The 21,528-nt window shown below is 33.9% G+C and carries 28 protein-coding genes and 1 pseudogene; 11 read left to right on the top strand and 18 right to left on the bottom strand.

The window, feature by feature from the left end; translation table 11 throughout:
* Window positions 1-189: 189 nt before the first annotated feature.
* The 4 genes from PSA_RS14425 to fadR form a co-directional block, all read right to left on the bottom strand.
* A complete protein-coding gene (locus PSA_RS14425) occupies window positions 190-1,206 on the bottom strand; it encodes an aspartate-semialdehyde dehydrogenase (RefSeq protein ID WP_042142323.1) in 1,017 nt (338 codons plus the stop codon).
* Complete coding sequence (locus tag PSA_RS14430; protein WP_042142325.1) at window positions 1,206-2,333, bottom strand: 4-phosphoerythronate dehydrogenase; 1,128 nt, start codon at window positions 2,331-2,333, stop codon at window positions 1,206-1,208. Before PSA_RS14430 ends, PSA_RS14425 begins: the two co-directional genes overlap by 1 nt.
* Window positions 2,334-2,470: 137 nt before the next feature.
* The gene (locus PSA_RS14435; protein ID WP_042142327.1) at window positions 2,471-3,076 is read right to left on the bottom strand and encodes a peroxiredoxin; all 606 of its coding nucleotides are present in this window, start codon (window positions 3,074-3,076) and stop codon (window positions 2,471-2,473) included.
* A gap of 264 nt (window positions 3,077-3,340) precedes the next feature.
* On the bottom strand, window positions 3,341-4,057 hold the full coding sequence (gene fadR / locus PSA_RS14440; protein ID WP_042142328.1) for a fatty acid metabolism transcriptional regulator FadR: 717 nt from the start codon (window positions 4,055-4,057) through the stop codon (window positions 3,341-3,343).
* A 204-nt stretch (window positions 4,058-4,261) separates the two neighbouring features.
* Between fadR and dsbB the strand changes: the two genes are divergently transcribed.
* Window positions 4,262-4,777 carry a disulfide bond formation protein DsbB gene (gene dsbB, locus PSA_RS14445; RefSeq protein WP_042142330.1) on the top strand — a complete coding sequence of 172 codons (516 nt, stop codon included), beginning with the start codon at window positions 4,262-4,264 and terminating at the stop codon, window positions 4,775-4,777.
* A gap of 11 nt (window positions 4,778-4,788) precedes the next feature.
* Window positions 4,789-5,085: a DUF6170 family protein gene (locus PSA_RS14450; RefSeq protein ID WP_042142332.1), complete on the top strand. Its 297-nt coding sequence runs from the start codon at window positions 4,789-4,791 to the stop codon at window positions 5,083-5,085.
* 58 nt (window positions 5,086-5,143) lie between these two features.
* Here PSA_RS14450 and PSA_RS14455 read toward each other — a convergent pair whose 3' ends face one another.
* Complete coding sequence (locus PSA_RS14455; protein WP_052379791.1) at window positions 5,144-5,440, bottom strand: ComEA family DNA-binding protein; 297 nt, start codon at window positions 5,438-5,440, stop codon at window positions 5,144-5,146.
* A gap of 190 nt (window positions 5,441-5,630) precedes the next feature.
* On the opposite strand from PSA_RS14455, the gene PSA_RS14460 reads away from it, so the two are divergent.
* Window positions 5,631-5,939 carry a YebG family protein gene (locus PSA_RS14460; RefSeq protein ID WP_042142334.1) on the top strand — a complete coding sequence of 103 codons (309 nt, stop codon included), beginning with the start codon at window positions 5,631-5,633 and terminating at the stop codon, window positions 5,937-5,939.
* Between the two features lie 69 nt (window positions 5,940-6,008).
* Here PSA_RS14460 and PSA_RS14465 read toward each other — a convergent pair whose 3' ends face one another.
* Window positions 6,009-6,314 (bottom strand): hypothetical protein, encoded by a 306-nt coding sequence (locus PSA_RS14465; protein WP_042142336.1) that lies wholly within the window; start codon window positions 6,312-6,314, stop codon window positions 6,009-6,011.
* A gap of 126 nt (window positions 6,315-6,440) precedes the next feature.
* Here PSA_RS14465 and PSA_RS14470 point away from each other — a divergent pair, with 126 nt between their 5' ends.
* Entirely contained in the window at window positions 6,441-7,055 is a 615-nt protein-coding gene (locus tag PSA_RS14470; RefSeq protein WP_052379792.1) for a hypothetical protein, read from the top strand.
* A gap of 17 nt (window positions 7,056-7,072) precedes the next feature.
* Here the strand turns inward: PSA_RS14470 and PSA_RS14475 are convergent, their stop codons facing one another.
* The 3 genes and pseudogenes from PSA_RS14475 to PSA_RS24640 all read right to left on the bottom strand — a co-directional run bounded on the left by PSA_RS14475 (window position 7,073) and on the right by PSA_RS24640 (window position 9,098).
* Entirely contained in the window at window positions 7,073-7,870 is a 798-nt protein-coding gene (locus tag PSA_RS14475) for an ion transporter (RefSeq protein WP_042142338.1), read from the bottom strand.
* 122 nt (window positions 7,871-7,992) lie between these two features.
* Window positions 7,993-8,301 (bottom strand): CPBP family intramembrane glutamic endopeptidase, encoded by a 309-nt coding sequence (locus PSA_RS14480; RefSeq protein ID WP_052379793.1) that lies wholly within the window; start codon window positions 8,299-8,301, stop codon window positions 7,993-7,995.
* A 142-nt stretch (window positions 8,302-8,443) separates the two neighbouring features.
* A pseudogene (locus PSA_RS24640) lies at window positions 8,444-9,098 on the bottom strand (hypothetical protein).
* A 185-nt stretch (window positions 9,099-9,283) separates the two neighbouring features.
* Here PSA_RS24640 and PSA_RS14485 point away from each other — a divergent pair.
* Window positions 9,284-9,643, top strand: a complete 360-nt coding sequence (locus tag PSA_RS14485; RefSeq protein WP_042142339.1) for a DUF2750 domain-containing protein — start codon at window positions 9,284-9,286, stop codon at window positions 9,641-9,643.
* 52 nt (window positions 9,644-9,695) lie between these two features.
* On the opposite strand, the gene PSA_RS14490 is transcribed toward PSA_RS14485, so the two are convergent.
* Complete coding sequence (locus tag PSA_RS14490; RefSeq protein ID WP_042142341.1) at window positions 9,696-9,923, bottom strand: hypothetical protein; 228 nt, start codon at window positions 9,921-9,923, stop codon at window positions 9,696-9,698.
* Here PSA_RS14490 and PSA_RS14495 point away from each other — a divergent pair.
* The 3 genes from PSA_RS14495 (at window position 9,880) to PSA_RS14505 (ending at window position 12,665) form a co-directional block, all read left to right on the top strand.
* The gene (locus PSA_RS14495; protein ID WP_042142343.1) at window positions 9,880-10,470 is read left to right on the top strand and encodes a hypothetical protein; all 591 of its coding nucleotides are present in this window, start codon (window positions 9,880-9,882) and stop codon (window positions 10,468-10,470) included. The two genes, PSA_RS14490 and PSA_RS14495, sit on opposite strands and share 44 nt — an antisense overlap.
* Window positions 10,471-10,513: 43 nt before the next feature.
* Window positions 10,514-10,891 (top strand): hypothetical protein, encoded by a 378-nt coding sequence (locus PSA_RS14500; RefSeq protein ID WP_042142345.1) that lies wholly within the window; start codon window positions 10,514-10,516, stop codon window positions 10,889-10,891.
* Between the two features lie 247 nt (window positions 10,892-11,138).
* Window positions 11,139-12,665: an amidase gene (locus PSA_RS14505; protein ID WP_042142347.1), complete on the top strand. Its 1,527-nt coding sequence runs from the start codon at window positions 11,139-11,141 to the stop codon at window positions 12,663-12,665.
* Between the two features lie 63 nt (window positions 12,666-12,728).
* Here PSA_RS14505 and PSA_RS14510 read toward each other — a convergent pair whose 3' ends face one another.
* Window positions 12,729-13,217, bottom strand: a complete 489-nt coding sequence (locus tag PSA_RS14510) for a LysE family translocator (RefSeq protein WP_337589988.1) — start codon at window positions 13,215-13,217, stop codon at window positions 12,729-12,731.
* Complete coding sequence (locus tag PSA_RS26390; RefSeq protein WP_231665266.1) at window positions 13,174-13,350, bottom strand: hypothetical protein; 177 nt, start codon at window positions 13,348-13,350, stop codon at window positions 13,174-13,176. Before PSA_RS26390 ends, PSA_RS14510 begins: the two co-directional genes overlap by 44 nt.
* A gap of 184 nt (window positions 13,351-13,534) precedes the next feature.
* Here PSA_RS26390 and PSA_RS14515 point away from each other — a divergent pair, with 184 nt between their 5' ends.
* Together PSA_RS14515 and PSA_RS14520 are read left to right on the top strand one after the other, a co-directional pair.
* The gene (locus PSA_RS14515) at window positions 13,535-13,870 is read left to right on the top strand and encodes a PBPRA1643 family SWIM/SEC-C metal-binding motif protein (RefSeq protein ID WP_042142349.1); all 336 of its coding nucleotides are present in this window, start codon (window positions 13,535-13,537) and stop codon (window positions 13,868-13,870) included.
* Window positions 13,871-13,979: 109 nt separating this feature from the next.
* Window positions 13,980-14,597, top strand: coding sequence for an SGNH/GDSL hydrolase family protein (locus PSA_RS14520; RefSeq protein WP_042142351.1), 618 nt, complete (start codon window positions 13,980-13,982; stop codon window positions 14,595-14,597).
* A gap of 242 nt (window positions 14,598-14,839) precedes the next feature.
* On the opposite strand, the gene PSA_RS14525 is transcribed toward PSA_RS14520, so the two are convergent.
* Window positions 14,840-16,045 carry a quinone-dependent dihydroorotate dehydrogenase gene (locus PSA_RS14525; RefSeq protein ID WP_042142353.1) on the bottom strand — a complete coding sequence of 402 codons (1,206 nt, stop codon included), beginning with the start codon at window positions 16,043-16,045 and terminating at the stop codon, window positions 14,840-14,842.
* 184 nt (window positions 16,046-16,229) lie between these two features.
* Between PSA_RS14525 and PSA_RS14530 the strand changes: the two genes are divergently transcribed.
* A complete protein-coding gene (locus tag PSA_RS14530; protein ID WP_127924042.1) occupies window positions 16,230-16,814 on the top strand; it encodes a TetR/AcrR family transcriptional regulator in 585 nt (194 codons plus the stop codon).
* Window positions 16,815-17,118: 304 nt separating this feature from the next.
* Here PSA_RS14530 and upp (PSA_RS14535) read toward each other — a convergent pair whose 3' ends face one another.
* The 5 genes from upp (PSA_RS14535) to PSA_RS14555 form a co-directional block, all read right to left on the bottom strand.
* On the bottom strand, window positions 17,119-17,748 hold the full coding sequence (gene upp / locus PSA_RS14535) for a uracil phosphoribosyltransferase (protein ID WP_042142355.1): 630 nt from the start codon (window positions 17,746-17,748) through the stop codon (window positions 17,119-17,121).
* A 45-nt stretch (window positions 17,749-17,793) separates the two neighbouring features.
* Window positions 17,794-19,020, bottom strand: a complete 1,227-nt coding sequence (locus tag PSA_RS14540; RefSeq protein WP_042142357.1) for a DUF1688 family protein — start codon at window positions 19,018-19,020, stop codon at window positions 17,794-17,796.
* Window positions 19,017-20,273, bottom strand: coding sequence for a GTP cyclohydrolase II (locus tag PSA_RS14545; RefSeq protein WP_042142359.1), 1,257 nt, complete (start codon window positions 20,271-20,273; stop codon window positions 19,017-19,019). The genes PSA_RS14540 and PSA_RS14545 overlap by 4 nt, the downstream gene beginning before the upstream one ends.
* Before the next feature lie 67 nt (window positions 20,274-20,340).
* Window positions 20,341-20,967, bottom strand: coding sequence for a uracil phosphoribosyltransferase (gene upp, locus PSA_RS14550; RefSeq protein ID WP_052379795.1), 627 nt, complete (start codon window positions 20,965-20,967; stop codon window positions 20,341-20,343).
* A 238-nt stretch (window positions 20,968-21,205) separates the two neighbouring features.
* On the bottom strand, window positions 21,206-21,469 hold the full coding sequence (locus PSA_RS14555; protein ID WP_042142361.1) for a peptidylprolyl isomerase: 264 nt from the start codon (window positions 21,467-21,469) through the stop codon (window positions 21,206-21,208).
* Window positions 21,470-21,528: the final 59 nt, after the last annotated feature.

Below are 21,528 nucleotides of genomic sequence, written 5' to 3' on the forward strand. Positions count from 1 at the left end.
ATTTCAAACTATAAACTAGATGTTCTGTAATTTCCATTGAAAGACTTTAAAAATTAGAGTGTTAGATATCTAAGTAGAAAAAAATTAAGAAAAATTAAATTATTAGAAGGTTTCTTATAGGAAAAAAATAAAAATTTGTATTCATAAGAGGCAAAAAAAGACCCTAAGGCCTTTTTTGTTTAACTAAGTCTATAAATATGATGCTATTAAAGTTTCAGCTATTTGCACACTATTTGTTGCAGCTCCTTTACGGGTATTATCCGATACAATCCAAAGATTTAATCCCATAGGATGGCTAATATCCGCTCTTAGACGACCCACAAAAACTTCATCTGAGCCACTGCCATCAGTGACAGGTGTTGGGTAGTCATTTTCATCTTCAATTAATTGAACACCAGGCGCATCATTTAATAAATGTTTTATATGCTCAATATCAACAGGAGAACGCGTTTCTAAATGAACCGCTTCAGCATGACCATAAAATACAGGGACACGAACAGCTGTTGGGTTTACCATTACACTGCTATCACCTAATATCTTTTGCGTTTCTTCAACAATCTTCATTTCTTCTAATGTATAACCATTATCAGCAAAATCATCAATTTTTGGTAATACATTAAATGCGATCTGTTTATCAAAAACATCATTATCTAGTGGGCGTGCATTCATTAAATTAGCAGTTTGCTTTGCTAATTCATCTAATGCTTTTTTACCTGCGCCTGATACTGATTGATACGTACATACGTTTACACGATCTATGCCATATGCATCATAAATTGGCTTTAGCACCAACATCAGTTGAATTGTGGCGCAGTTTGGATTAGCTATAATATTATGATTACGGTAATCAGCTAACGTATCAGGATTCACTTCAGGTACCACTAATGGCACATCGTATGATGAGCGAAATTTTGAAGAATTATCAATGACAATACAGCCCGAATCAGCTGCTACATATGCGTATTGCTCAGCCGCTTCACTTCCCGCAGAGAATAGAGCAATATGAGCTTTTGAAAAATCAAAATTAGCAACATCTTGCACTTCAATTTCTTTACCCTGAAACTTAATTTCTTCGCCTGCACTTTTATCGCTAGCTAATAGAAAAAGCTCCTCAACTGGAAACTTTCTATCAGCTAATGTTTCTATAATTTGACGACCAACTAAGCCGGTTGCTCCTAATATTGCAACATTAAATTGTTGTGACATTATTTTTCCTCATTATGTATAGCAAAGCCTAACTTTGATAATTGATCGGCTTGTTGTTTGTTTGTGCCCAATATATTTATAGCGGAAAACTCACGCCTAACAGGGTAATTTTTTCTTAAGCAATCAAAACCTTTAACTGTTAATTGGTGCCGGATCAGACTATGATCGCAGCGCACATCATAAATATGATGCACTAGAGATCTTAAATCCGACGGCCCAAAATTTTGATTAATGCTTATATTTTTAATAACAGGTTCTGGTAAGAAATCATTTAACTGATATTTAATTTCAACATTATTTTGTTTACATAAAGCTTGGTATAACATGAATGTACCACGGGCTTTACCTTCTAATGTATGTCCTGCAATATGAACAGAGCCAAAACGCACATAATCTAGTAGTTCAGTTAAAATATTTGGTTCGTTTTCCCAAACATCTAATACTAACGAAAGCGATTTATTTTGCTTCATAAGATCAAGTAACGCATGATTATCAATCACATCACCGCGACTCGCATTGATTAAAATAGTACCTGGTTTTAAAGTATTTAATATTCGCCCATTAAATAAATGCTTTGTTTTATTTTTGCCTTCACTAATCAAAGGTACATGCAATGAAATGACATCTGATTGTGCGATAAGGGTTTCAAAAGAAACATACTCTAAATCATTAGATTGATTTAATGGATCACACAATAAAGTTTTAATACCCAGCGCTTTTAATTTCGCATTTAATCGTGTACCAATATTGCCAATACCGATAATACCAACCACTTTATCTTGAACTTTAAAGTCATCTTCTTGAGATAAAGCATATATAGCGCTAATAACATATTCTGCAACGGCAACTGAATTACATGCGGGTGCACTCGTAAAATAAATATTTTTATCCGCTAAATAAGTTTGATCAATATGATCCGTGCCTATTGTAGCTGTACCAACAAATTTTAATTTATTAGCATGAGCCAATAAATCAGCATTTACATTAGTGACAGAGCGCGTTAATAATACATCGACATCAATCAGCATATCGGAAGTGATTGAACGACCATCAAAACGGGTTATTTGACCAAAATCAGAAAAATACTCTTCAACTAAAGGCATGTTTTGATCAGCAAGAATTTGCATTGGGTTATCCACAGAGCTAAATTTTTCGACATTATACCCAATCAACTTCAAGATGCGAGTTTAGCTAATAAATTTATCTGTTATAGAAATGAAAAAACCGCCAAAAGGCGGTTTCTTAAACGATTATAATTATAAAGTTATAGGTCGTTTTCGTTCTCAGCTAGGAACTTAGCAACGCCTTCTGGGCTTGCGTCCATGCCTTTTTTACCTTCAGACCAACCAGCAGGACATACTTCACCGTGCTCAGTGTGGAATGCTAAAGCATCAACCATACGTAACATTTCGTCAATATCACGACCTAGTGGTAAATCATTGATTACTTGATGACGTACAACACCAGCTTCATCGATAAGGAATGAACCACGGAACGCAACACCAGCTTCTGGATGCTCAACGTCATATGCTTGACAGATATCATGTTTTACATCAGCAATTAGAGGGTACTGTACTGGACCGATACCGCCTTCATTTACTGGTGTGTTTCTCCATGCGTTGTGTGAGAATTGTGAATCAATAGAAACACCAATTACTTCAACACCACGTTTTTGGAATTCAGCAAAACGTTTATCAAATGCGATTAACTCTGAAGGACATACGAAAGTGAAATCTAACGGGTAAAAGAAAATTACTGCTTTTTTACCTTTAATTGACTCGTGAAGGTTATACGCATCTACGATTTCACCGTTACCAAGTACTGCTGCAGCTGTAAAATCTGGTGCCTGACGGCCTACTAATACACCCATTGTGATCTCCAATAAATTAATTTAATTCGATATAACGGAAAATGTCCGTCGCTATTAATATAGTGACTAAATATAAAAACCCAAGTAGAAACTTATGAATTTTCAATTATTTTTCATTTTTTATTTTCTGAGAACATCATAAGGGGATAATCAATTAAATAACAATTGTATTTTACGATGTATATAATTGATAAAAACGAACGGTGGGAAAACAAACAAAAAATAGTTCGCTCAAGAACGAACTATTCTACAAAGCATTATGTTTTATATATCCATAATGCCTTCAGGTAAGGTTTCTTTTAATTCTTGCCAAATAACCCCTGAATCTATACCATATTGACGAATTAGATATATCGCTTGGTCGTGTTTACCTAGCTCTGCAAGTGATATTAAATCTTTATAAAAAGAACGAGCTAAATCACGAGTACGTTGATCCGAAAAGTAATGTGTTGCGATTCTTGAATAAAAACCTTTAAAGCCATTAAGAGTTAATACATAAATAGGATTACCACATGCAAAAGCCAATTCATGGTGCATTCGATAATCATACTCAGCAATCGCCTCAGCAGTATCTGCTATCTCTTCGCCCCTTTTTAAGATTTTAATCACTTTTTCTGCATTATTTTTTATTGCAGCACGCGTATATATCGCACTGATATTTGTTCTCGCAGATAATAATTGATCTATTAACTCTGGCATTTTCTCATTATCTAAACGCGCTAACGTTTCTAAGATATTAAGGCCTGATGTTTCCCAAAAATCATTAACTCTAGTTGGTTTGCCATGACGGATCGTTAACCAACCATCTCTAGATAATCGTTGTAATACTTCTCGTAAGGTTGTTCTTGTAACACCAATAATTTCAGATAGTTCACGTTCAGCCGGTAAGATAGAACCAGGTTGAAAATCACCATTCCAAATCGAGTCAACAATGTATTCTTCAGCAAAGCCAGCGGGGCTTTTTGCGTTAAAAATTTTCATGATATTTCCAAAATAATAATTTACCTCAATACATTGGCCACTACACACACTTATTTAATAAAATTGATTAAGACTCAATGGAATTGATATAATGGGTATAATATCTCTATGTTAAACTGATTGTACCAGATCAAGCATAACTAACAAGCGCTAAAAAAGAATGACTTTTTATCGCTTAAAACATTTTTTTTATTAAGGGTCCTTATGACTTATATTGCTAATTTAGTATTCAAACGTTCTGCATGGTTTATTCTCATGATGAGTGCTTTAATTCTAGAAGTAACCGCGCTTATTTTTCAATACAAAATGGACCTAGCGCCATGCATTATGTGTATATACCAAAGAACGGCTGTTTTAGGCATATTTATCGCAGGACTTATTGCTTTAACTAACCCGAATAATATTTTTGTTAGGATTATTGCTTATGGTATTTGGTCAATTTCTGCTATTTGGGGATATTTCATCGCTGTAGAACATATCGATATGCAAACAACTACTGATATCTTTGCCTATTCATGTGAAGTTACACCTAATTTCCCTAGTATCATGCCATTACATGAATGGATCCCTAGCTTTTTTGCCGCACCGGGGGATTGTGGTGAAATAAGTTGGCAATTTTTAGATTTATCAATGCCTTATTGGATGCAAGTTATCTTTGGTATTTACAGTTTAATTTTAATTACAGTGATATTAACTAATTTACTGAAAAAGCGTATTTAATAGGAAACAAAATGTACTTCACATCAAGAAATATGCCTGAATTAAAAGGGTTAAAGTATACCCAACGTGCTCAAATTGTTCGTTTAGCGTTAACTCATTTATCAGTTCCGCAAAAAACAATTTTAAATATTTTAAAATTATTATTACTTACACCGATCTTTTTAATTATAGCGAAGATTGATAGCTGGGAAATTATGTTTTACTTACTGATTGTAGGGTTTTGTTATCCATTAATCACGACCCCTGTTTCTTTACATTTTGCCCAAAAATATATTGAACAGGCTAAATCTGAATTTTTCGATAATTAGCTACAATTATAAAAAGAGTAATCTAAAGCCGTTAGTTTACTCTTTTAATTTGAACTAATTAAAACCTTACTTTTCCATCCAGTTTCGCGACGGCCTTTTTACCTAATCCTTTTACGTTTTTTAAATCTTCTATTGATTTAAAATCCCCATTTTTATCTCTATGTAAGATAATTGCAGCTGCTTTCGATTTACCAATTCCCGGTAATAATTCTAGCGATTTTTGATCAGCAGTATTAAGGTTGATTAAGTGATTATTTACAACCACTTCATTTTCAGCAGAGTTTTGGGCGACTACTGTAGTAGGCGCACTCATTAATAATGTAAAAATAAAAACGATAATTGTATTAAACTTCATGTTCTTCCTCCATGATGTCCATCTTTGGACGATAATTAACAGTTAACTATAAAAGTTACAAAACCTTCCCTTTAAATAAAGAATATAACTCTCTATTTGTCAAAAATAATATAATAAATGCTTTTGTGACTTGAAATTTTACCCTGTAAAGTTTACTGTATAAAAAACCAGTGTACTGTAGGAATAAATAATGGCTGTTGTTATCAAATATGTGGTTGAAAGAAATGGAGTGGAGCGTATGACCTTTACCAGCAAAAAAGATGCTGATGCCTACGACAAAATGCTCGATATCGCTGAATCAATGGAGCAAATGTTAGAAAAAATTGATGTTGCTTTAAGTGAACAGCAAGTTGAGACTTTAGCACTTGAAATAGCTAAAAATAAAGAATTATTTATGAGTGCCTTAAAAGGGAATAAAGCACCTGCTGAAAAAGCAGCAAAAGAAAAGAAAGCTGATCCTAACAAAGCTGAAAATGTGACAGATATTAAACAAGCCTAGTTTTGACACTTAATTTCAGATATAAAAAAAGCGCATATGCGCTTTTTTTATATCTACAACAAGAATAGCTTACGACTCTTGAACTAAACCTGCTGGGATTTCAGAAAACGCATCATCTCCCGTTGCAACATCCACTAATTCATATCCACGTTGTTTGCGTTTTAGTTTTAGAATCGGCTTTTCAAATGCACTTTGTTGGCGCGAAACATCTTCTTGTAATTCATTTAGACTTTTACCATAAGGTGCGACGCTTGTTTCTGACCAGTTAACCGCTTTACCTTTAAGGTTATATTCTACTTCATGGATTTGATACAAAGCTTCATTATCGCCATCAGCTTCACACAAAATAACTCTAAAATTCCAAAATGCTGACATAACTATTATCTCTCATTAATTGTTAGCTGTATTTTAACAGCTTAGTAAACTGATTTCACTTTTCGAAAATCATATTGTTAAATTTTGTGTTAATGTATCAGAATTACATTAATTTGGTTTAAAAACATGTTTTTCAAAAATTCAATATTTTTTTCAATGCTAACACTATCTTTTTCATCATTTTGTAATCAAGACAATGAATGTGGAAACAACATCCAAGCTCAAGAATTAACACAGTTAATTATAAATGACTCAACTCAATTAAGGCGCCACCTAACCTGCGATGCCAGACTTACTAGAGCGGCTACAATTAAAGTTAAAGAAATGGCTGAATCAGGATGGGTAATACACAGTGGGGCAAATAGGCGCTTGAGAGATCAAAACTTTCCCCTACCTGACTATTATGGCATAGGAATGGCAAATCAAGTTGAGGCATTAGCCGGCGGTCAAGAAAGTTCGGTAAATGTTTGGGCTGGTTTCAAAGGGTCAAAATCTCATGCAACACATCTATTAGGCAAATTAAAGTTTTATCATGAACAAGATAAAATTGGAGTCGGATTTATAAAAGCACCAAAGTCTAAGCATATATATTATTGGGCTGTATATTTAGCTAAAGAATCGAAAATAAATGAACTAAATTTAGAACTAGGCCCAATACCAAGTAAAGGGCCAACTGGAGTGATTTTTGAAAAATCAAATACCAATAAGATTAATGTAAAATTGATACCTTCAAAAAAGTAACAGCCAATATAAACTTATTACTTCTGCGCAATGATTTTTTTCAACTCTTCAATTTGCGCAGATAAATCTTCAATGGTTAGTTTGCCATCCTCTTTATCTTGCGCTTCTTTTTCTTTTGAATGCTCATCTTCTAATACATTTACAACAATACCTATTACCATGTTTAAAAACGCGAACGTTGTTAAAAAAATAAAAGATAAGAAATATATCCAAGATAATGAGTGCACATCCATGATTTCGTACATGACATCAGTCCAATCTTCGAATGTCATAACCCTAAATAGGGTCAACATTGAGATAGATATGTGTCCCCATAAAACAGGGTTAATTTCTGCAAAAAAACTACTGCCAATTGCTGCATAAATATAGAAAATAATAAACATCAGCAATACAACGTAACCTAATTGCGGCAATGCTCTTAACAAGGAGTTTAATAATAACCTTAGTTCAGGTACAAAGGATACCATTCTCATCACCCGGAAAATACGAATTAAACGCCCTACTAAAGCTAACTCACTGTCTTCAATTGGAATTAAACTCACAATTACAATCAAAGTATCAAAAACATTCCACGCTTTATAAAAGAAGCGTTTTTTATCTTGCTCTGCAATGAACCTGATCACAATTTCGAATAAAAAGATCAGTGTTATAAACCAATCTAAAAATTTTAATGCTCCAAGCGCCGATGCAGGTATTTCATAGGTTTTTGCACCTATTAAAAGGGCCGATAATACAATAATTGAGATCACAAAAATCTCAAAAACCTTATTATTTTTTAGTTTCGCAGAAAAATCCACTACTTTATTAAAATTCATTACTATTGCTCAATTTTTATGTATAGGTTTCAATCAAACCAGAAAAGGTATAAAAATAAGGGGTGAATTCTAGAGAAATTTTAAGTGTAATTAAACTAAAAACATAAATTATTACTAACTAATTAAACTGCTATCAAAGTAATAACCAATCCCTGTTGTATATAAGCGATTAAACCAAAGCAACTATGCTCAAGCGTTACTAAAAATACTGATTTAGATTTCACATACGTATTGCAAAAAATAATACTTGCCAATATTAAAAGCACAACAGCTTGCCAATTACGAAAAACGATATGTAAAAAGCCAAAAGCAAGACTGCTTAAAATAACCCTTTGATTGATATTAGGCAGTAATGATTTATAGCGCTTAAATATAAAAGTGCGATAAATCACTTCTGGGGTAACGCAGAAAATAGCGGGTAAATTACCCATAAGCTGAACCACACAGTTAAATTTTCTTTAGGATGATAGAATAATATTCCAGAATTTAAAACGATGAGCGTCATTACCAATAATGGCGCTAAAATAAGTGTTTTTATCACTTAAATTTAGGCTCTGTTCCATTACACTATTGTCACCTATAAGCTGTGACCAAAATTTGTTTAAAATCATACTTTGAGCTGCTTTCTCTAAACCAAGCGAGATAACTTGGTAAATACTTAGTTGCTATCCTTTCATTTTGCCTATGACCCAGCTCTTGAAGTGTGTGATTTAAAACAATTAACGGTTTGGATGTGATAAACATTTTCTATCACTGTGCCTTTTCAATTAATTAATCGTTTATGATCACAGTTTTTATGCTCTGCAATATTCACATAAGGCCATGCGCCATAAAAATTCAGTTTTAAGGTTAATATTACAAGTAGATGCCGCTTGGCGAAGTGTTAATTTTAGCTCCATACAACGCGCATACTCTTCCCATAGATGGCACATCCTTAACCGAGCCAAAGGTGTTTTTGTCTTAATGTTGAAGGTTTTAGCGCAACAATTACAACGATATCTTTGTGCTCCACCTGACTTTCCCCACTTTCTTAAATGTGCTGAAGAACAGTGAGGACAAGAAGGGTTGGTATCAAAAATAGGCTGAAACAGTTCCTGAGTTCCTGAATGAGCATTTATACTTGAGATGTTCGAATTGATCGATGAATGACCTCTCTTTGTGCTAGTGTCATAGATAAAAGTGCTGAAGTTATTTGGTTACGTTTTAGAGTGAATGATTTAGTCTTCATTGTCTTTATCTTCAAAGCATTATGGGCACTGATAATTATAAACAACAATTAGCTACAACAGAGCCAAATTTTAGCTATCCAAGCTTTCAAATTTTATTAGCTAATTTTTTAACCTTTTATTAATTTGTCCATTAAAACACTTCCCCGTATAATCTTATTCTTAATTATATTTAAATGAGCAAACCATGACAGATAACAATCAAACACTGACCACATTTTTAGCTGATATTAAGCCAACACAAATACTTTGGGCGCTTCAAGATAAGGAAAGTGAAGATTGGGTTGTTTTAGATTCTATTAATTTTGAAAACGCTGATGTTATGCCAACATGGTCAAGTAGTGAACTGGCTCAACTTCACTGTGTAGATGAATGGAAAAACTATACGCCAGCGGAAATATCAGTAGCTGAATGGCTTGAGTTTTGGGTTGAAGATTTAAATGAAGATGGTGTCATCATAGGTGTTAATTGGCAAGAAGAAGGCGAATGTCTAGAGCTTTATTTATCAGCGTTTAGTCAAGCTATTGCAACGATAGAAGCACTATAAAAAATTAACTAAAGTTAAATTAAGCCCCTAAAGTAGGGGCTTGTATATTGCGCTATCTTTTTGCTACTAAATCCTTCTGACGCCTTACTTTATCACCAGATTGTAATCGCTCTGCACCACGAATAATCACCTCTGTTCCCGCATTAATATTTCCAGAAATCGATACCCACTCAGCTATTCCTAAGCCAACTAATACATTTATTTTTTGTGCTTCATCGTTTTCATCAACCGTTAAAATGAATGTTTCTTTTTCTCTTACAATTAATGCATCCCTAGGCACTAAAGTCGCCATTTTTGGTAAAGAAACTGTAACCCCAGAGCCTGATACAAGATTTAAACCATCAGTAGATAAATGCACATCAACTGATGCAATTGCAAAAGTAAGAGAACATAAAGGGTACCGTTGGCTCGCAACTAAGAAAACTGAGCAATCACCTTTGGTTTTTCAGTCCCTTATTATTTTTAACAGTGAAGATCATAGTAGTTGCGTACTTAAAGTCGATTTTTATCATAAATTGAAACAACAACTAAATGAAGATGGAGTCATATTTTTAAACTTACTTCCTAAAGATGCAGCTCAATTACAGCAAATCTTACTATTAATACGCCAAGCTTTTAACTATGTGACTTTAGTTGAATATCCAGATCATAAAAATATAGTTCTAATTATTTCTATCAAGAAAATTCCTGATAAACAACAACTCCTAGATTTTACTGCTAAACATGTACAAGAACAGAGTTTTGATTTCCAAAATATTATAACGTCAATGCTTTATATTCCAGCTAAAAAAGCCAGCCTTAATTTTATTGACGAGGAAAAGGTATAAACAGATAATACCCTCAGCATAAATCAATACAGAATTTAGTCTTATGAACAGAATATTTAAATTAACTACAAGCAGTTTTGTTTTACTCACTAGCCTTTTATTAGTGGGTTGCGAAGAAAAAGAAGAGATTAAACAAGAGGCTACTGAAGTAAAACAAGATGTTAAGCAAGCATTAAGTGAAGCTTGGCAAGGTGCTAAAGAATCTGGCAAAGAGTTTAAAGATGAGTCTTTAACTGAGTTATTAGATGAAACTAAAGCTTTAGGACATACCTTAGCAACAGAAGGCAAAGCATTAGGCAAAGACTTAGTTGAGCAAGGTAAAGAAATGGCAAGCGATGCAACAGAAGAGGCAAAAAGAGCGGCCGATGAACTTGCTAAAAAGATAAAAGCACAGCGCGAAGCAATCGAGAATTCAAACTAAACTTTACATCAATGTAAATACTTATAAACACGATATTTTAACTCCCTCCCACCTAATAAGGGCTGTAACTAAGTTATGTGCATCCACTAATTTATTTAGTTTAAATGCAAGTGTAACTTTACAGCCTTAACTTATATCAATTTAATATATTTTCATATAAAACAAACTACTAGTTGATTTAATTAAGCTCGTACATTGTAAGGTATTCAGTTATAACGGAGATTATTAAAACACCTTAGGACTTAAAATGTATCTAAAAAAAATAATAATACCCATACTGTTAATACATGCTTTTTCGTCACATGCTCATATTAATGAGAATTTAACAGTCAGACAAATTCATCAAAAAATGCAAAGCGATGAACTGACTAGCCAGGAACTTGTTCAATTTTATTTAGACCGCATTAAAAAATATGATGATAACGGCAATAAACTTAATGCCGTTGTTCAACTCAATTCAAATGCCCTTTTACAAGCAAAACAACTAGATAAATATTATCTACAATATGGTAAAAAAGGCCCATTACATGGCATACCTGTTTTATTAAAAGATAATATTGATACAAATGATGGCATGGCAAATACTGCAGGCTCTTATGCATTAGCGGATAACTATCCTAATAAAAATGCTTTTTTGGTTGAAAAACTCATTGAAGATGGCGCTATTATTTTAGGAAAAACAAATTTAAGTGAATGGGCAAACTTTCGCTCTACCAATGCTTCTAGTGGTTGGAGCGGATTATACGGACAAAGTAAAAACCCCTACGATCCAACAGCTAGTCCATGTGGTTCAAGTTCGGGTTCAGGTATCGCTATTGCAGCTAACTTTGCAACTTTAGCCGTTGGCACTGAGACTGATGGCTCAGTTACCTGCCCTTCAGCTGTTAATGGTATTGTTGGTCTTAAGCCTACTTTAGGCACTATAAGCCGCAGCGGTATTATTCCTATTTCTCGTAGTCAAGATACCGCAGGCACCATGACACGTAACGTAACGGATGCGGCTATCATGCTCAATTCATTAGTCGCTAAAGATAAGTCAGATTCAGCTAGCATAGATTCAAAAGTTGACTACTTATCGCACCTTAAAACCGATGGTTTAAAAGGAAAACGTATCGGCATTGCCCGTAATTTAATGGGTTATCATAAAAAGTTAGATGATGTTTTTGAGCAAGCTGTTAAAGACTTAAAAGCCCAAGGCGCCATCATTATTGATAACGCTAATATTGAAACCTATGGTCAATGGAATAGCCCTGAATTTGAAGTACTTTTATATGAATTCAAACATGGTTTAAATAACTATTTAAAACACGTTAAAGGTCGTTCTCCAAAGTCCCTTGAGGCTTTAATTACATTCAATTTAAAACATAAGTCAAAAGAAATGCCTTATTTTGAACAAGAGTTATTTGAAATGGCACAATCTAAAGGGAAATTAACAGATCAGCAGTATTTAGATGCCTTAGAGAAAAGTAAATTATTAACACAAGACAAAGGCATCGACTTAGTTTTAAAAAAGCATAATCTTGATTTAATTATCGCACCAACTTCACAGCCTGCCTGGAAAACTGATTGGATAACGGGCGATCACTTTTTAGGTTCAGCATCATCTGCCGCTGCAGTATCGGGTTATCCGCACATTACTGTACCTATGGGTTATGTACATCACTTACCGGTTGGCATTTCAATGTTTGGTGCAAAATTATCTGAAGGAACTTTAATAGAAGCAGCTTTTGGATTTGAGCAAGCCACATTACATCGCAAGCCTCCTAGACTTTAACGGCTAAAAAACCGGTAATAATAAAAGCATCATTACCGGTTTAATTTGATTGAATTCACTAGTTTACTTTTGCTTTAAAGCTGCAACAGCTAATCCCGATGTTATGGAGGTAAAACCAGCTCCCATATTAAGTGCATTAATAACTTTAGGTTTTTGTTTTAACCAACTAGAAAGCTTTGATGAAAACACGCCCATAAGCGAAAAACCCGCAGCAGTTAAAAATGCAAACCACATTCCATAAGCTAGCATTTGAATGGTAACAAAGCCTAGCTCTGGATTAACAAATTGTGGGATAAATGCTAAAACAAATAACCCAAGCTTTGGGTTGAGTGCCGCAGATAAAAATCCAGTAATGGAAATAGATTTTATAGGTTGTTTAGCAGCATGCTCAAGGTTGATTAAACTGAGAGATTTAAGTACTTTTATACCTAAATAAATTAAATAAGCAACGCCCAAAAATTTGACCCCCATAAAAGCCATTTCAGACGTTTTTATTAATAAAGTTAAATCAAAAGTAGCGGTTACAATATGAAATTCCAGTTCCAGATGCAGCCCCTGAAATACAAGCTGCGAGTTTACCTTGACTCAATCCGCGACCTATCGCCAAAATATTATCCGGCCCTGGAGATATAACCAATAATAAACACGCTAATGTGTAAGCTAACCAAACTTCCATGGGAAACATAACAAGTTCCTTTTTCAAAAAATAACAATGAGATAGCTATCTTCACTATATCCATTAAAAATCGTAGCAACAAGTCACTATTTGATTTTTATTGTAACTGCTTTAGCTAATACCTTTATAAACTGTTAGAATGCGCGCCACTTAAAATTGTGGTGTAAAAACATCACCAAATATGGATAACATCATGTCTAAATTTTTCTTCCGTGGTAAGCCTGATATTATGGGTAAAAATAACATGGGGACTTACAAACCTAAGCCTACTGTTAAGCTAGGTACGGAATCAAACCCATTGACACTAAACGTGCAATCAGATGAACGTAAAGAAGAAGTTGAAGTCACTGTAAATGAGCATAACTTCTTCGCAAATATCACAGTTAATGCTGGTATTGAAGAAAACATTAAAGAACTTGATGCCGTTTTAAACGTTCCTAAAACACAAACTTTTGAAAAGACACCAAACAGAAATGAACCATGTTCATGTGGTAGCAATAAAAAATACAAAAAGTGTTGTGGAAAGTAATTCACTATAAAAAATAGCGAGTACTTAGAATTTCAATTAAAAAGCTGCTAAATTAGAAAAAGTATATTCATAATCAAGTAAAGACAAAGGTATATTTTAGGATCTCTTAATGGCAAAAATATTATGTTTTGGTGATTCTAATACGTGGGGTACCACCCCAAATACGCAGTCAAGATATGATGATAATGAGCGATGGACCGCACTGTTAAAAACGGCCTTAATAAATGTGCATCAGGTGTTCGAATCAGGCCAGCCAAACCGCACTTTAATTAAAAACCCACCTTTTTTTGGCTCAAAATCTGGCATTCAATATTTAAAGCCTTTATTAGAACTTCATTCACCTGACTTAATAATCATTATGTTAGGTACCAATGATCTCAAAAATAAATTTGCATTGTCGCCACAACAAATAGCTCTTGGTACCTTTGATTTAATTAAACAAATTCAATTTTTTAATAAAGAAAGCCTGCATTCCAGCAAAGTGCTTTTATTATGCCCTCCACCTATTTATGAAGTTGGCTGCTATACAAGTATTTATAAAAATGGCCATGAAAAATCCAAATTATTAACAAAACACTATTTGGCGATAAGTAAACAACTTAAATGTGATTTTTTTGATGTAGGTACCCTAGTGAGAACCTGTGAGAAAGAAGGTATTCATTGGCAAGTTGCACAACATCACAAATTAGCTAAAGCACTTATTCCAATAATACAAAAGATACTTTGACCTAACCAATTATTGATTAGGTCAAATTAAAAATAGCTAAACTCAACTATAAGCTTGTTATATCATTGCAGCCTACAAGTTAAATAATTGATATCTTCACGATAAAAAAGTACTTGTTCACATATTTTCCGATGATATTCAGTGAGCGTCACGCCATTTTCCCAGCTGCCTCTGTTAATCGCCAACCTAAATTCATTACAAATTGACTGAGGTAAATTCAAAGCCACTTGTTCAAACATAGATTAAGCTACCTTAGATTCATCGGTTATTTCTGTTATATCGGCTTCTATATTAGGCAATGGATTGCGGGAACCAACAGCCTCTTCAATTGAATTAAAGCCATCTTGTTTTAATAATTTAACTAAACCTCTGTTAATTTCACTAATATTTTGTGGGCCATCAAAAATCATAGTTGTGATCATATGTAATAAACTGGCACCTGAAGTAATTTTTTCATAAGCATCTTTTGCAGTAAATACACCACCGACTCCTATGATAGTTATTTTACCTCTAGTACGACGATAAACATGGCGGATCACATTAGTAGAAATACGCTGTAATGGTAATCCACTCATAGCGCCTTTGCCTTTTGGCAATAAACCTTGATTAGAAGGATACTCTTCTGGAATATGCTCTTGATTACAGCCTGGTTTTGCTAAGTTAGTTAAAACAACGCCATCCATTTTATGCTCAATACAACCATCAACTATCACATTAATTTCATCTAATGTCATATCTGCAGCCAGCTTTACATAAATAGGTTTATCCGAAATTGTTCTAATTTTTTCATTAACAGCAAGTAATAATGCATCTAAATTATTTTTATCTACGAAAGGTTCGCCATCTTGAGTGTTTGGGCAACTGATATTTATAGTGAAGTAATCACCTATATCTTTAAATAAAGTTAAGGTTTTAATGTAATCTCGGATAGATTCACTTAAAACAAACTCAGGTGTTACATTTGATTTAGCTGCATTTATACCTACCCGTAATTTACCAAAATTAACATCTTTTAATCGTGATGATATTTTTTCAGCTCCTTGGTTATTTAGGCCATACCATACAACTATCGCTTTAGATTTCACCATTCTAAATAAACGTCTACCTGGATTTCCTGGACACACTTCCCCAGTAAATGAACCTAATTCAGCTAAACCAAACCCTAAAGATGGATATATTTTTGTTAACTCGCCATCTTTATCAAAACCTGCAGAAAGACCAACGGGATTTCTATAACTAATGCCATCAACCCTAGTATTCAACTTTTTATTTTTATAATTAAATAGTAGTGATGTTAGCCATCTTGTAAATGGATTACTTCCAAGAAAAACACCTATTTTCTTCAAGCTATAATGGGCATTTTCAGGCTCCATAAGAAAAATAAGCGGACGCATTATCCGATATAACAAACTTAGTAAAAAGTTGCGTATTCCCACAATAAAACTCATTTATATCTCCTAAAGTTAAATTCAAAACCACAAGCGAATGATAATCGATCTCATTCGTATTAACAACAAGTGTTTTGTTACAAAATTGAAATTAAGCATTAGTATTTTTCAAACAAAATGGTTTTATTTTTTGTTAAACTCAATTAATAAAAATAAAGCAATAATTACAAATAAGGAATGACAGGTGAAGGTGTCTACTAGAGAAAAGCTAAAATTTCAGGCTATGGAGCTTTTTGCAACCCAAGGTTTTTCATCAACCACAGTAGGTGCAATAGAAAAAGCAGCCGGTTTAACAGCACGTTCTGGTGGATTTTATCGTCATTTCCCATCAAAAATGTCGGTTTTAGAGGCGATTGTTGATGAGGCAGAAGTTGAGATACTCGAAGACTTTCAACATAACCTCTCTTTACCTTTAGGTAATGTGAAACAAGAATTGCTGACAATTGGACGCATGATTTTACATATAGGTGAAAAATATCGCCCATTACGTATATTACTCAGAACCGAAGTAGGCACTTTACCAGAGCTTAGAGAAAAAATGAAAGTTTTCAATTCACGCCTAGCTGATGAACATTTGTTTCCTTGGATTGCATCTAATATTAAAAATACATCGTTTAGCAGCAACTGCCCTGATGAAATGATACAAATTGTATTTGGTAGTGTATTTTATTACATGATCAGCTTAGATATAGGTGCAACACCCTATGGCATAGAGCAAAATAAATACTTAGCAACTTGGGCGGATGTTTGGACTAAAAATTTATCTTAAATTTTTACTTTTAAACCTCTAATAATTTAGTTATATCGCCTTACTTTGTAATTAAAAAATGCAAAGTGGTAAGGCGACTATACTAAATAAAAAAGCCCAGAAGGGCCCAGGGACCGTTTTGAAAGAGCTAATTAAATTAGCTCTTTCTAATGGCTAAACAATACAATAAGAAATAAAGTAAGCACAGGTTTTTTTTTATTATTTAGCATTAATATGCAAAAACTTAATTTAAAACAAAAATAACAAATTAAAAAACTCAAATACCGAGTAAAACAGATAATTTATTTAACACTATTAGTTATATCTAATCAGTTGTTTTGTATAAACGGTCTCCAGCATCTCCTAAACCAGGTAATAAATGCCCTTTTTCATTCAAACCTCTCTCCTTGCTAATTGCAATAATATTCACATCAGGGTGAAATTGATGTAATTTTTCTACACCCGCTTGGGAGACTAGAATACAAATCATGGTAATTTTCCCTACCCCATATTGCTTTAGTCTATCTATACAAGCGATTGCTGTATCACCTGTCGCCAGTAAAGGATCTGCTAATATCACTTCTTTGCCTGTTGATTCTTTTGGTAACCTAAAATAATACTCAACGGTATTTTGAATAAACTTATCCCGATAAATACCAATATGCCCCGCACTGGCAAAGGGTAACATATTTAATAAGCCATCAAGCATGCCATTGCCTGCTCTCATAATAGATACAATGATAGGGGCTTGTGCTACTTCTTCTCCTTTCATTTTCTCTAGAGGAGTCTCAATATCAACACATTTAAGTGCTAGCTGTTTTGTTGATTCATAAGCTAATAAGCCACTCACTTCATTCAATAAACGCCTAAATTCACATGATTTAGTTTCTTTGCTTCTTAATAAAGTAAGCTTATGCTGTAAAACGGGATGACTAATTATTGTTAATTTTTCCATTGTCTTGTCCTATTCCAGTATTTGGTAATCGTATATGGCTTACTTTTAAAATACAGTGCCATCGCTATCTAACTTTAAGGGCGGTTCTCCAGTATTTCTTAGCGTTTGTGCTACTTTTCGACCTGCCCACCAAGTCCCGCCCTCTAACACTTTAGCTAAAGGTAATTGAGTATCTGACATATTTAATTTATCTCGAATGCTATCTGCTATTTTATCAAGTAATACAATTGTTAAAGCTCGCCATTCAATTATTAAGTCACTATTTGCAAGGTGTGGTTTTAGTAGATTACTTTCATCTTTTAACACTATCAATTGCTTATCTAATAGCAGGCCCCCATTACGGTATTCGGCCAAACCAGTTAGCTTTTCAATACCTGTTACTGTTATGCCCGCTTCCAAAATAGGCTCTATCAGAGAATAAGTTAACCACTGAGATAATTTATGAAAAGGTACTAAACAAGATAACGGGTCGTCAGATTTTAATTTTGAATACGCCCATAAATCACCCATATTGATATTATTTATGCATATTCTTCCTGGCCAAATATCGCCAAAATTTATTAAAACACTCTCTAAAATAGCCTCAGCCTTGAGCTTTTCTCCATAATTATGAGTTAAGAAGTCAAGAATATTACCCGGTCTATTATGTGTAAAAGCATCATTGTTATTGAGTATATTTCCTAATTCACATATTAAATTAGTGCGACCATCTAACCCTTCTAAAGGGTTATTATCTGATACCTGAAAACCCACCTCTAATTTTTGTTGATTAAATGACATTAAAGATGCTGCATCAACTTGCAGGGGATGAGACTTATCACTTGAAAAAGCACCTGCCATAAACATATCAAAACTGGCAATAGCCAGGCCCTCTGAACGGGAAAAACTTTGGCCACTATTTTTATCAAAATAACGCCATTTACTCCCCGCACCCGCATCTAACAGTACAAAAACTAAAACCAAATCTAACTTAGCTCTTGCTTTATCATATAGAGATAAATGATTTAATTTTTCATCGAGAATTTGTAACCTATCTATATTACCAACTTGAAAATGGCTCCAGCGAGAGTGAAATGGAATATTAAGACTAGGATAATTATCCTTAATAACAGCCAATACATAGTCAGCTACTTCATCTAGCCGTGATATATTTATTTTAAACGCACCTTTACCAGCTAAGCTCAATTCATATATTTCCTGACTTCGCTCTCTAATTTCTTTAGGCGATAATAAATAGCTCACATCATTGTCATTAATATCTGTGAAAATCATTCCAACTCCCGCCCTTTTACATTATCAAGCTCTTCATCTGATAGCGCATCTTCATCACCGGTATAATAACCAGCCGCTTTTTTAGCTTCTATTTCTACTTGGGCATCATCTGGTACCAGGTTTTTTGGTATAGATACACGGTTTAAAACTTGAATGCCAGACTTTACAATCGCGTTATATTTCATATCGCTCATCGACACTAAATGATCTATCTTTTTTATACCAAACCAATGCAATACATCTGGCATAAATTCTTGAAAACGCGCGTCTTGAATACCAGCGACACACTCTGTCCGCTCAAAATACGTTGCTGCGCTATCACCGCCTTTTTGTCTTTTTCTTGCATTGTAAACCAGTAATTTTGTGACTTCCCCTAATGCTCTACCCTCCTTTCTAAAGTAGACAATTAAGCCTACACCACCTTTTTGTGCTGTTTTTACAGCCTCTTCAATGCCATGCATTAAATAAGGTCTACATGTACATATATCTGAGCCAAATACATCAGAGCCATTACATTCATCATGTACCCGACATGTGAGGTGTTTACTTTCATCGGCTAAAGCATTTATGTCACCAAAAATATAAGCTGTTGTGCTGCCAATTGGCGGTAATAAAATTTTAAGATCAGGCCTAGTTACTAACTCAGGAAACATTCCCCCTGTTTCTTGGAATAAAATTTTTCTCAATTCTCCTTCTTCAATGCCAAATCGTTTAGCAATACCGGGGAGATACCATACTGGTTCAATTGCGACTTTAGTTACAAATACATCTTTATTTTCTTTTAATATTTCGCCATCAGGTTTTAATCTCCCCTTATCTACAGCTTCATATATTTCAGGTAATGTTAAATGGGCTTGTGTGATCGCAATAGATGGCTGAATATTTACGCCTTGCTTTAAATCCTCGCAAAATACCTCATCAATACTGGCACCCCAAGGATCTAGCGATATAATTTTTTTAGCATCAAACCAAGCTGGTTTAGGTGTCACATTTACAGTTGGGCTGGTATTTGTAAGATCGGGAATATGATCTTGAGGGAAAGCTCCTGCTGCAATTGAGAGAGCTCTATAGACTGTATAGCTTCCGCTATGAGAGCCTATGGCATTGCGATTTTCTTTTGTAGAAATAGTCGCAATTACAGGGCCTCTTTCTTTGGGCTGTTTTGCCCACCACTTCACAGGTGCAGATTCTTTAAACGCCTGATTGGAATGAGAAGTTAAAATGACATGGTTTGATTTTGAATATTCCTTCATAAATGCTCCTTAATATTCTTTTAAACCTAAGGACTATAAGGCTTGTGCTTTAAAAAGATATCTTAGTTTAAGTACCAAAATACCTATCACCAAAGTCGCCACATCCGGGAACAATATATTGATGTTCATCTAAAATAGGATCAACAACTTCGGTGTGAATATGGATTTGTGGAAATTCATTTTGTAGTTTTTCTACAGTTTCTAACGCGCAAAAAATCGAGATTATTTCAATATTCTTTAAATCATATCCCTGTTTTTTTAGCATGCCTAAGCTGGAGCATATAGTGCCTGCAGTGGCGATCATAGGTTCTAAAATTACAAATTTTGCATCAGCTGCTATTTCAGGAGGAACTTTAAATAAATAAGGCTCTGGTTGTGCTGTATCTTCATTTCGTTTTACGCCTATGGAGCATAATCTAGAGTTCTCTATTTTAGACATAAACACAGGAAGTAAACTTAAACCAGCTCTAAAAATTGGCGTTAAAATTACTTCATGATTTTCTAGATGTGGGATCATAGCCTCAGCAATTAAGTCAAAAAGTTGATCAGCTATTTTTCTATACGCTTGATAGGGTAACTCTCTATTTCTTAATCTTGTTAAAAATAAATGCCGCTCACTTATTTGAGCATTTTTAGAACGTGAAAAGCAGGTCACATTAGGTGGTAAAGTAAAATTATTATCTTGCTCTGACATATATTAATCCCAAAAACCTAACTACTTAAATTGAGAATTTAGAATCATTAAAAGCATTCAAGCTGAAAAATAAAAATAATGAGTTTATAAATAAAATAAACTTTTTTTATTCAAAGACTAATAGACAGATCGCGTTTCAACAAGATTTTGTAAAATATAATTAAGGAGAGTAAATTGAATTAAGGTTAAGTAAGCTAAGTGAACAACCTCAGCTTACTAAAAGAAATTTTAAAAGTGATTATTCTGAGACTATCACTTTTTCAACAATAATAGGCTCTTTTGGTACATCATCATGATCCCCTTTACTACCTGTTTTAACTTTTTCAATACTTTTGACAATATCAATGCCTTGGATCATAAAGCCTTTAATTACACGGTGAAAAATCGTGCCTTCGTAGAAACCTTGTTGGCAATATTTTAAGAAGTTTTTTGCGGAAATGGGGGTACTTTCAAAATCCAACTCAATTTTAATATCGCCCATATTTGTTTTAAATGTGATCATAACTTTTATCTGAAAAACTGAGATAAACCAATTTTAATAGACAAACTATTCCAAATATA

The organism is Pseudoalteromonas sp. '520P1 No. 423', from assembly GCF_001269985.1.
In the GTDB taxonomy this organism is placed as follows: Bacteria; Pseudomonadota; Gammaproteobacteria; order Enterobacterales; family Alteromonadaceae; genus Pseudoalteromonas.

Excerpts from the sequence above, each read along its gene's own strand:
- PSA_RS14425 (WP_042142323.1), bottom strand. The coding sequence starts at position 1,206 with ATGTCACAACAATTTAATGTTGCAATATTAGGAGCAACCGGCTTAGTT.
- PSA_RS14430 (WP_042142325.1), bottom strand. The coding sequence starts at position 2,333 with ATGCAAATTCTTGCTGATCAAAACATGCCTTTAGTTGAAGAGTATTTT.
- PSA_RS14435 (WP_042142327.1), bottom strand. The coding sequence starts at position 3,076 with ATGGGTGTATTAGTAGGCCGTCAGGCACCAGATTTTACAGCTGCAGCA.
- fadR (WP_042142328.1), bottom strand. The coding sequence starts at position 4,057 with ATGAAAATTTTTAACGCAAAAAGCCCCGCTGGCTTTGCTGAAGAATAC.
- dsbB (WP_042142330.1), top strand. The coding sequence starts at position 4,262 with ATGACTTATATTGCTAATTTAGTATTCAAACGTTCTGCATGGTTTATT.
- PSA_RS14450 (WP_042142332.1), top strand. The coding sequence starts at position 4,789 with ATGTACTTCACATCAAGAAATATGCCTGAATTAAAAGGGTTAAAGTAT.
- PSA_RS14455 (WP_052379791.1), bottom strand. The coding sequence starts at position 5,440 with ATGAAGTTTAATACAATTATCGTTTTTATTTTTACATTATTAATGAGT.
- PSA_RS14460 (WP_042142334.1), top strand. The coding sequence starts at position 5,631 with ATGGCTGTTGTTATCAAATATGTGGTTGAAAGAAATGGAGTGGAGCGT.
- PSA_RS14465 (WP_042142336.1), bottom strand. The coding sequence starts at position 6,314 with ATGTCAGCATTTTGGAATTTTAGAGTTATTTTGTGTGAAGCTGATGGC.
- PSA_RS14470 (WP_052379792.1), top strand. The coding sequence starts at position 6,441 with ATGTTTTTCAAAAATTCAATATTTTTTTCAATGCTAACACTATCTTTT.
- PSA_RS14475 (WP_042142338.1), bottom strand. The coding sequence starts at position 7,870 with ATGAATTTTAATAAAGTAGTGGATTTTTCTGCGAAACTAAAAAATAAT.
- PSA_RS14480 (WP_052379793.1), bottom strand. The coding sequence starts at position 8,301 with ATGGGTAATTTACCCGCTATTTTCTGCGTTACCCCAGAAGTGATTTAT.
- PSA_RS14485 (WP_042142339.1), top strand. The coding sequence starts at position 9,284 with ATGACAGATAACAATCAAACACTGACCACATTTTTAGCTGATATTAAG.
- PSA_RS14495 (WP_042142343.1), top strand. The coding sequence starts at position 9,880 with ATGAATGTTTCTTTTTCTCTTACAATTAATGCATCCCTAGGCACTAAA.
- PSA_RS14500 (WP_042142345.1), top strand. The coding sequence starts at position 10,514 with ATGAACAGAATATTTAAATTAACTACAAGCAGTTTTGTTTTACTCACT.
- PSA_RS14505 (WP_042142347.1), top strand. The coding sequence starts at position 11,139 with ATGTATCTAAAAAAAATAATAATACCCATACTGTTAATACATGCTTTT.
- PSA_RS26390 (WP_231665266.1), bottom strand. The coding sequence starts at position 13,350 with ATGTTTCCCATGGAAGTTTGGTTAGCTTACACATTAGCGTGTTTATTA.
- PSA_RS14515 (WP_042142349.1), top strand. The coding sequence starts at position 13,535 with ATGTCTAAATTTTTCTTCCGTGGTAAGCCTGATATTATGGGTAAAAAT.
- PSA_RS14520 (WP_042142351.1), top strand. The coding sequence starts at position 13,980 with ATGGCAAAAATATTATGTTTTGGTGATTCTAATACGTGGGGTACCACC.
- PSA_RS14525 (WP_042142353.1), bottom strand. The coding sequence starts at position 16,045 with ATGAGTTTTATTGTGGGAATACGCAACTTTTTACTAAGTTTGTTATAT.
- upp (WP_042142355.1), bottom strand. The coding sequence starts at position 17,748 with ATGGAAAAATTAACAATAATTAGTCATCCCGTTTTACAGCATAAGCTT.
- PSA_RS14540 (WP_042142357.1), bottom strand. The coding sequence starts at position 19,020 with ATGATTTTCACAGATATTAATGACAATGATGTGAGCTATTTATTATCG.
- PSA_RS14545 (WP_042142359.1), bottom strand. The coding sequence starts at position 20,273 with ATGAAGGAATATTCAAAATCAAACCATGTCATTTTAACTTCTCATTCC.
- upp (WP_052379795.1), bottom strand. The coding sequence starts at position 20,967 with ATGTCAGAGCAAGATAATAATTTTACTTTACCACCTAATGTGACCTGC.
- PSA_RS14555 (WP_042142361.1), bottom strand. The coding sequence starts at position 21,469 with ATGATCACATTTAAAACAAATATGGGCGATATTAAAATTGAGTTGGAT.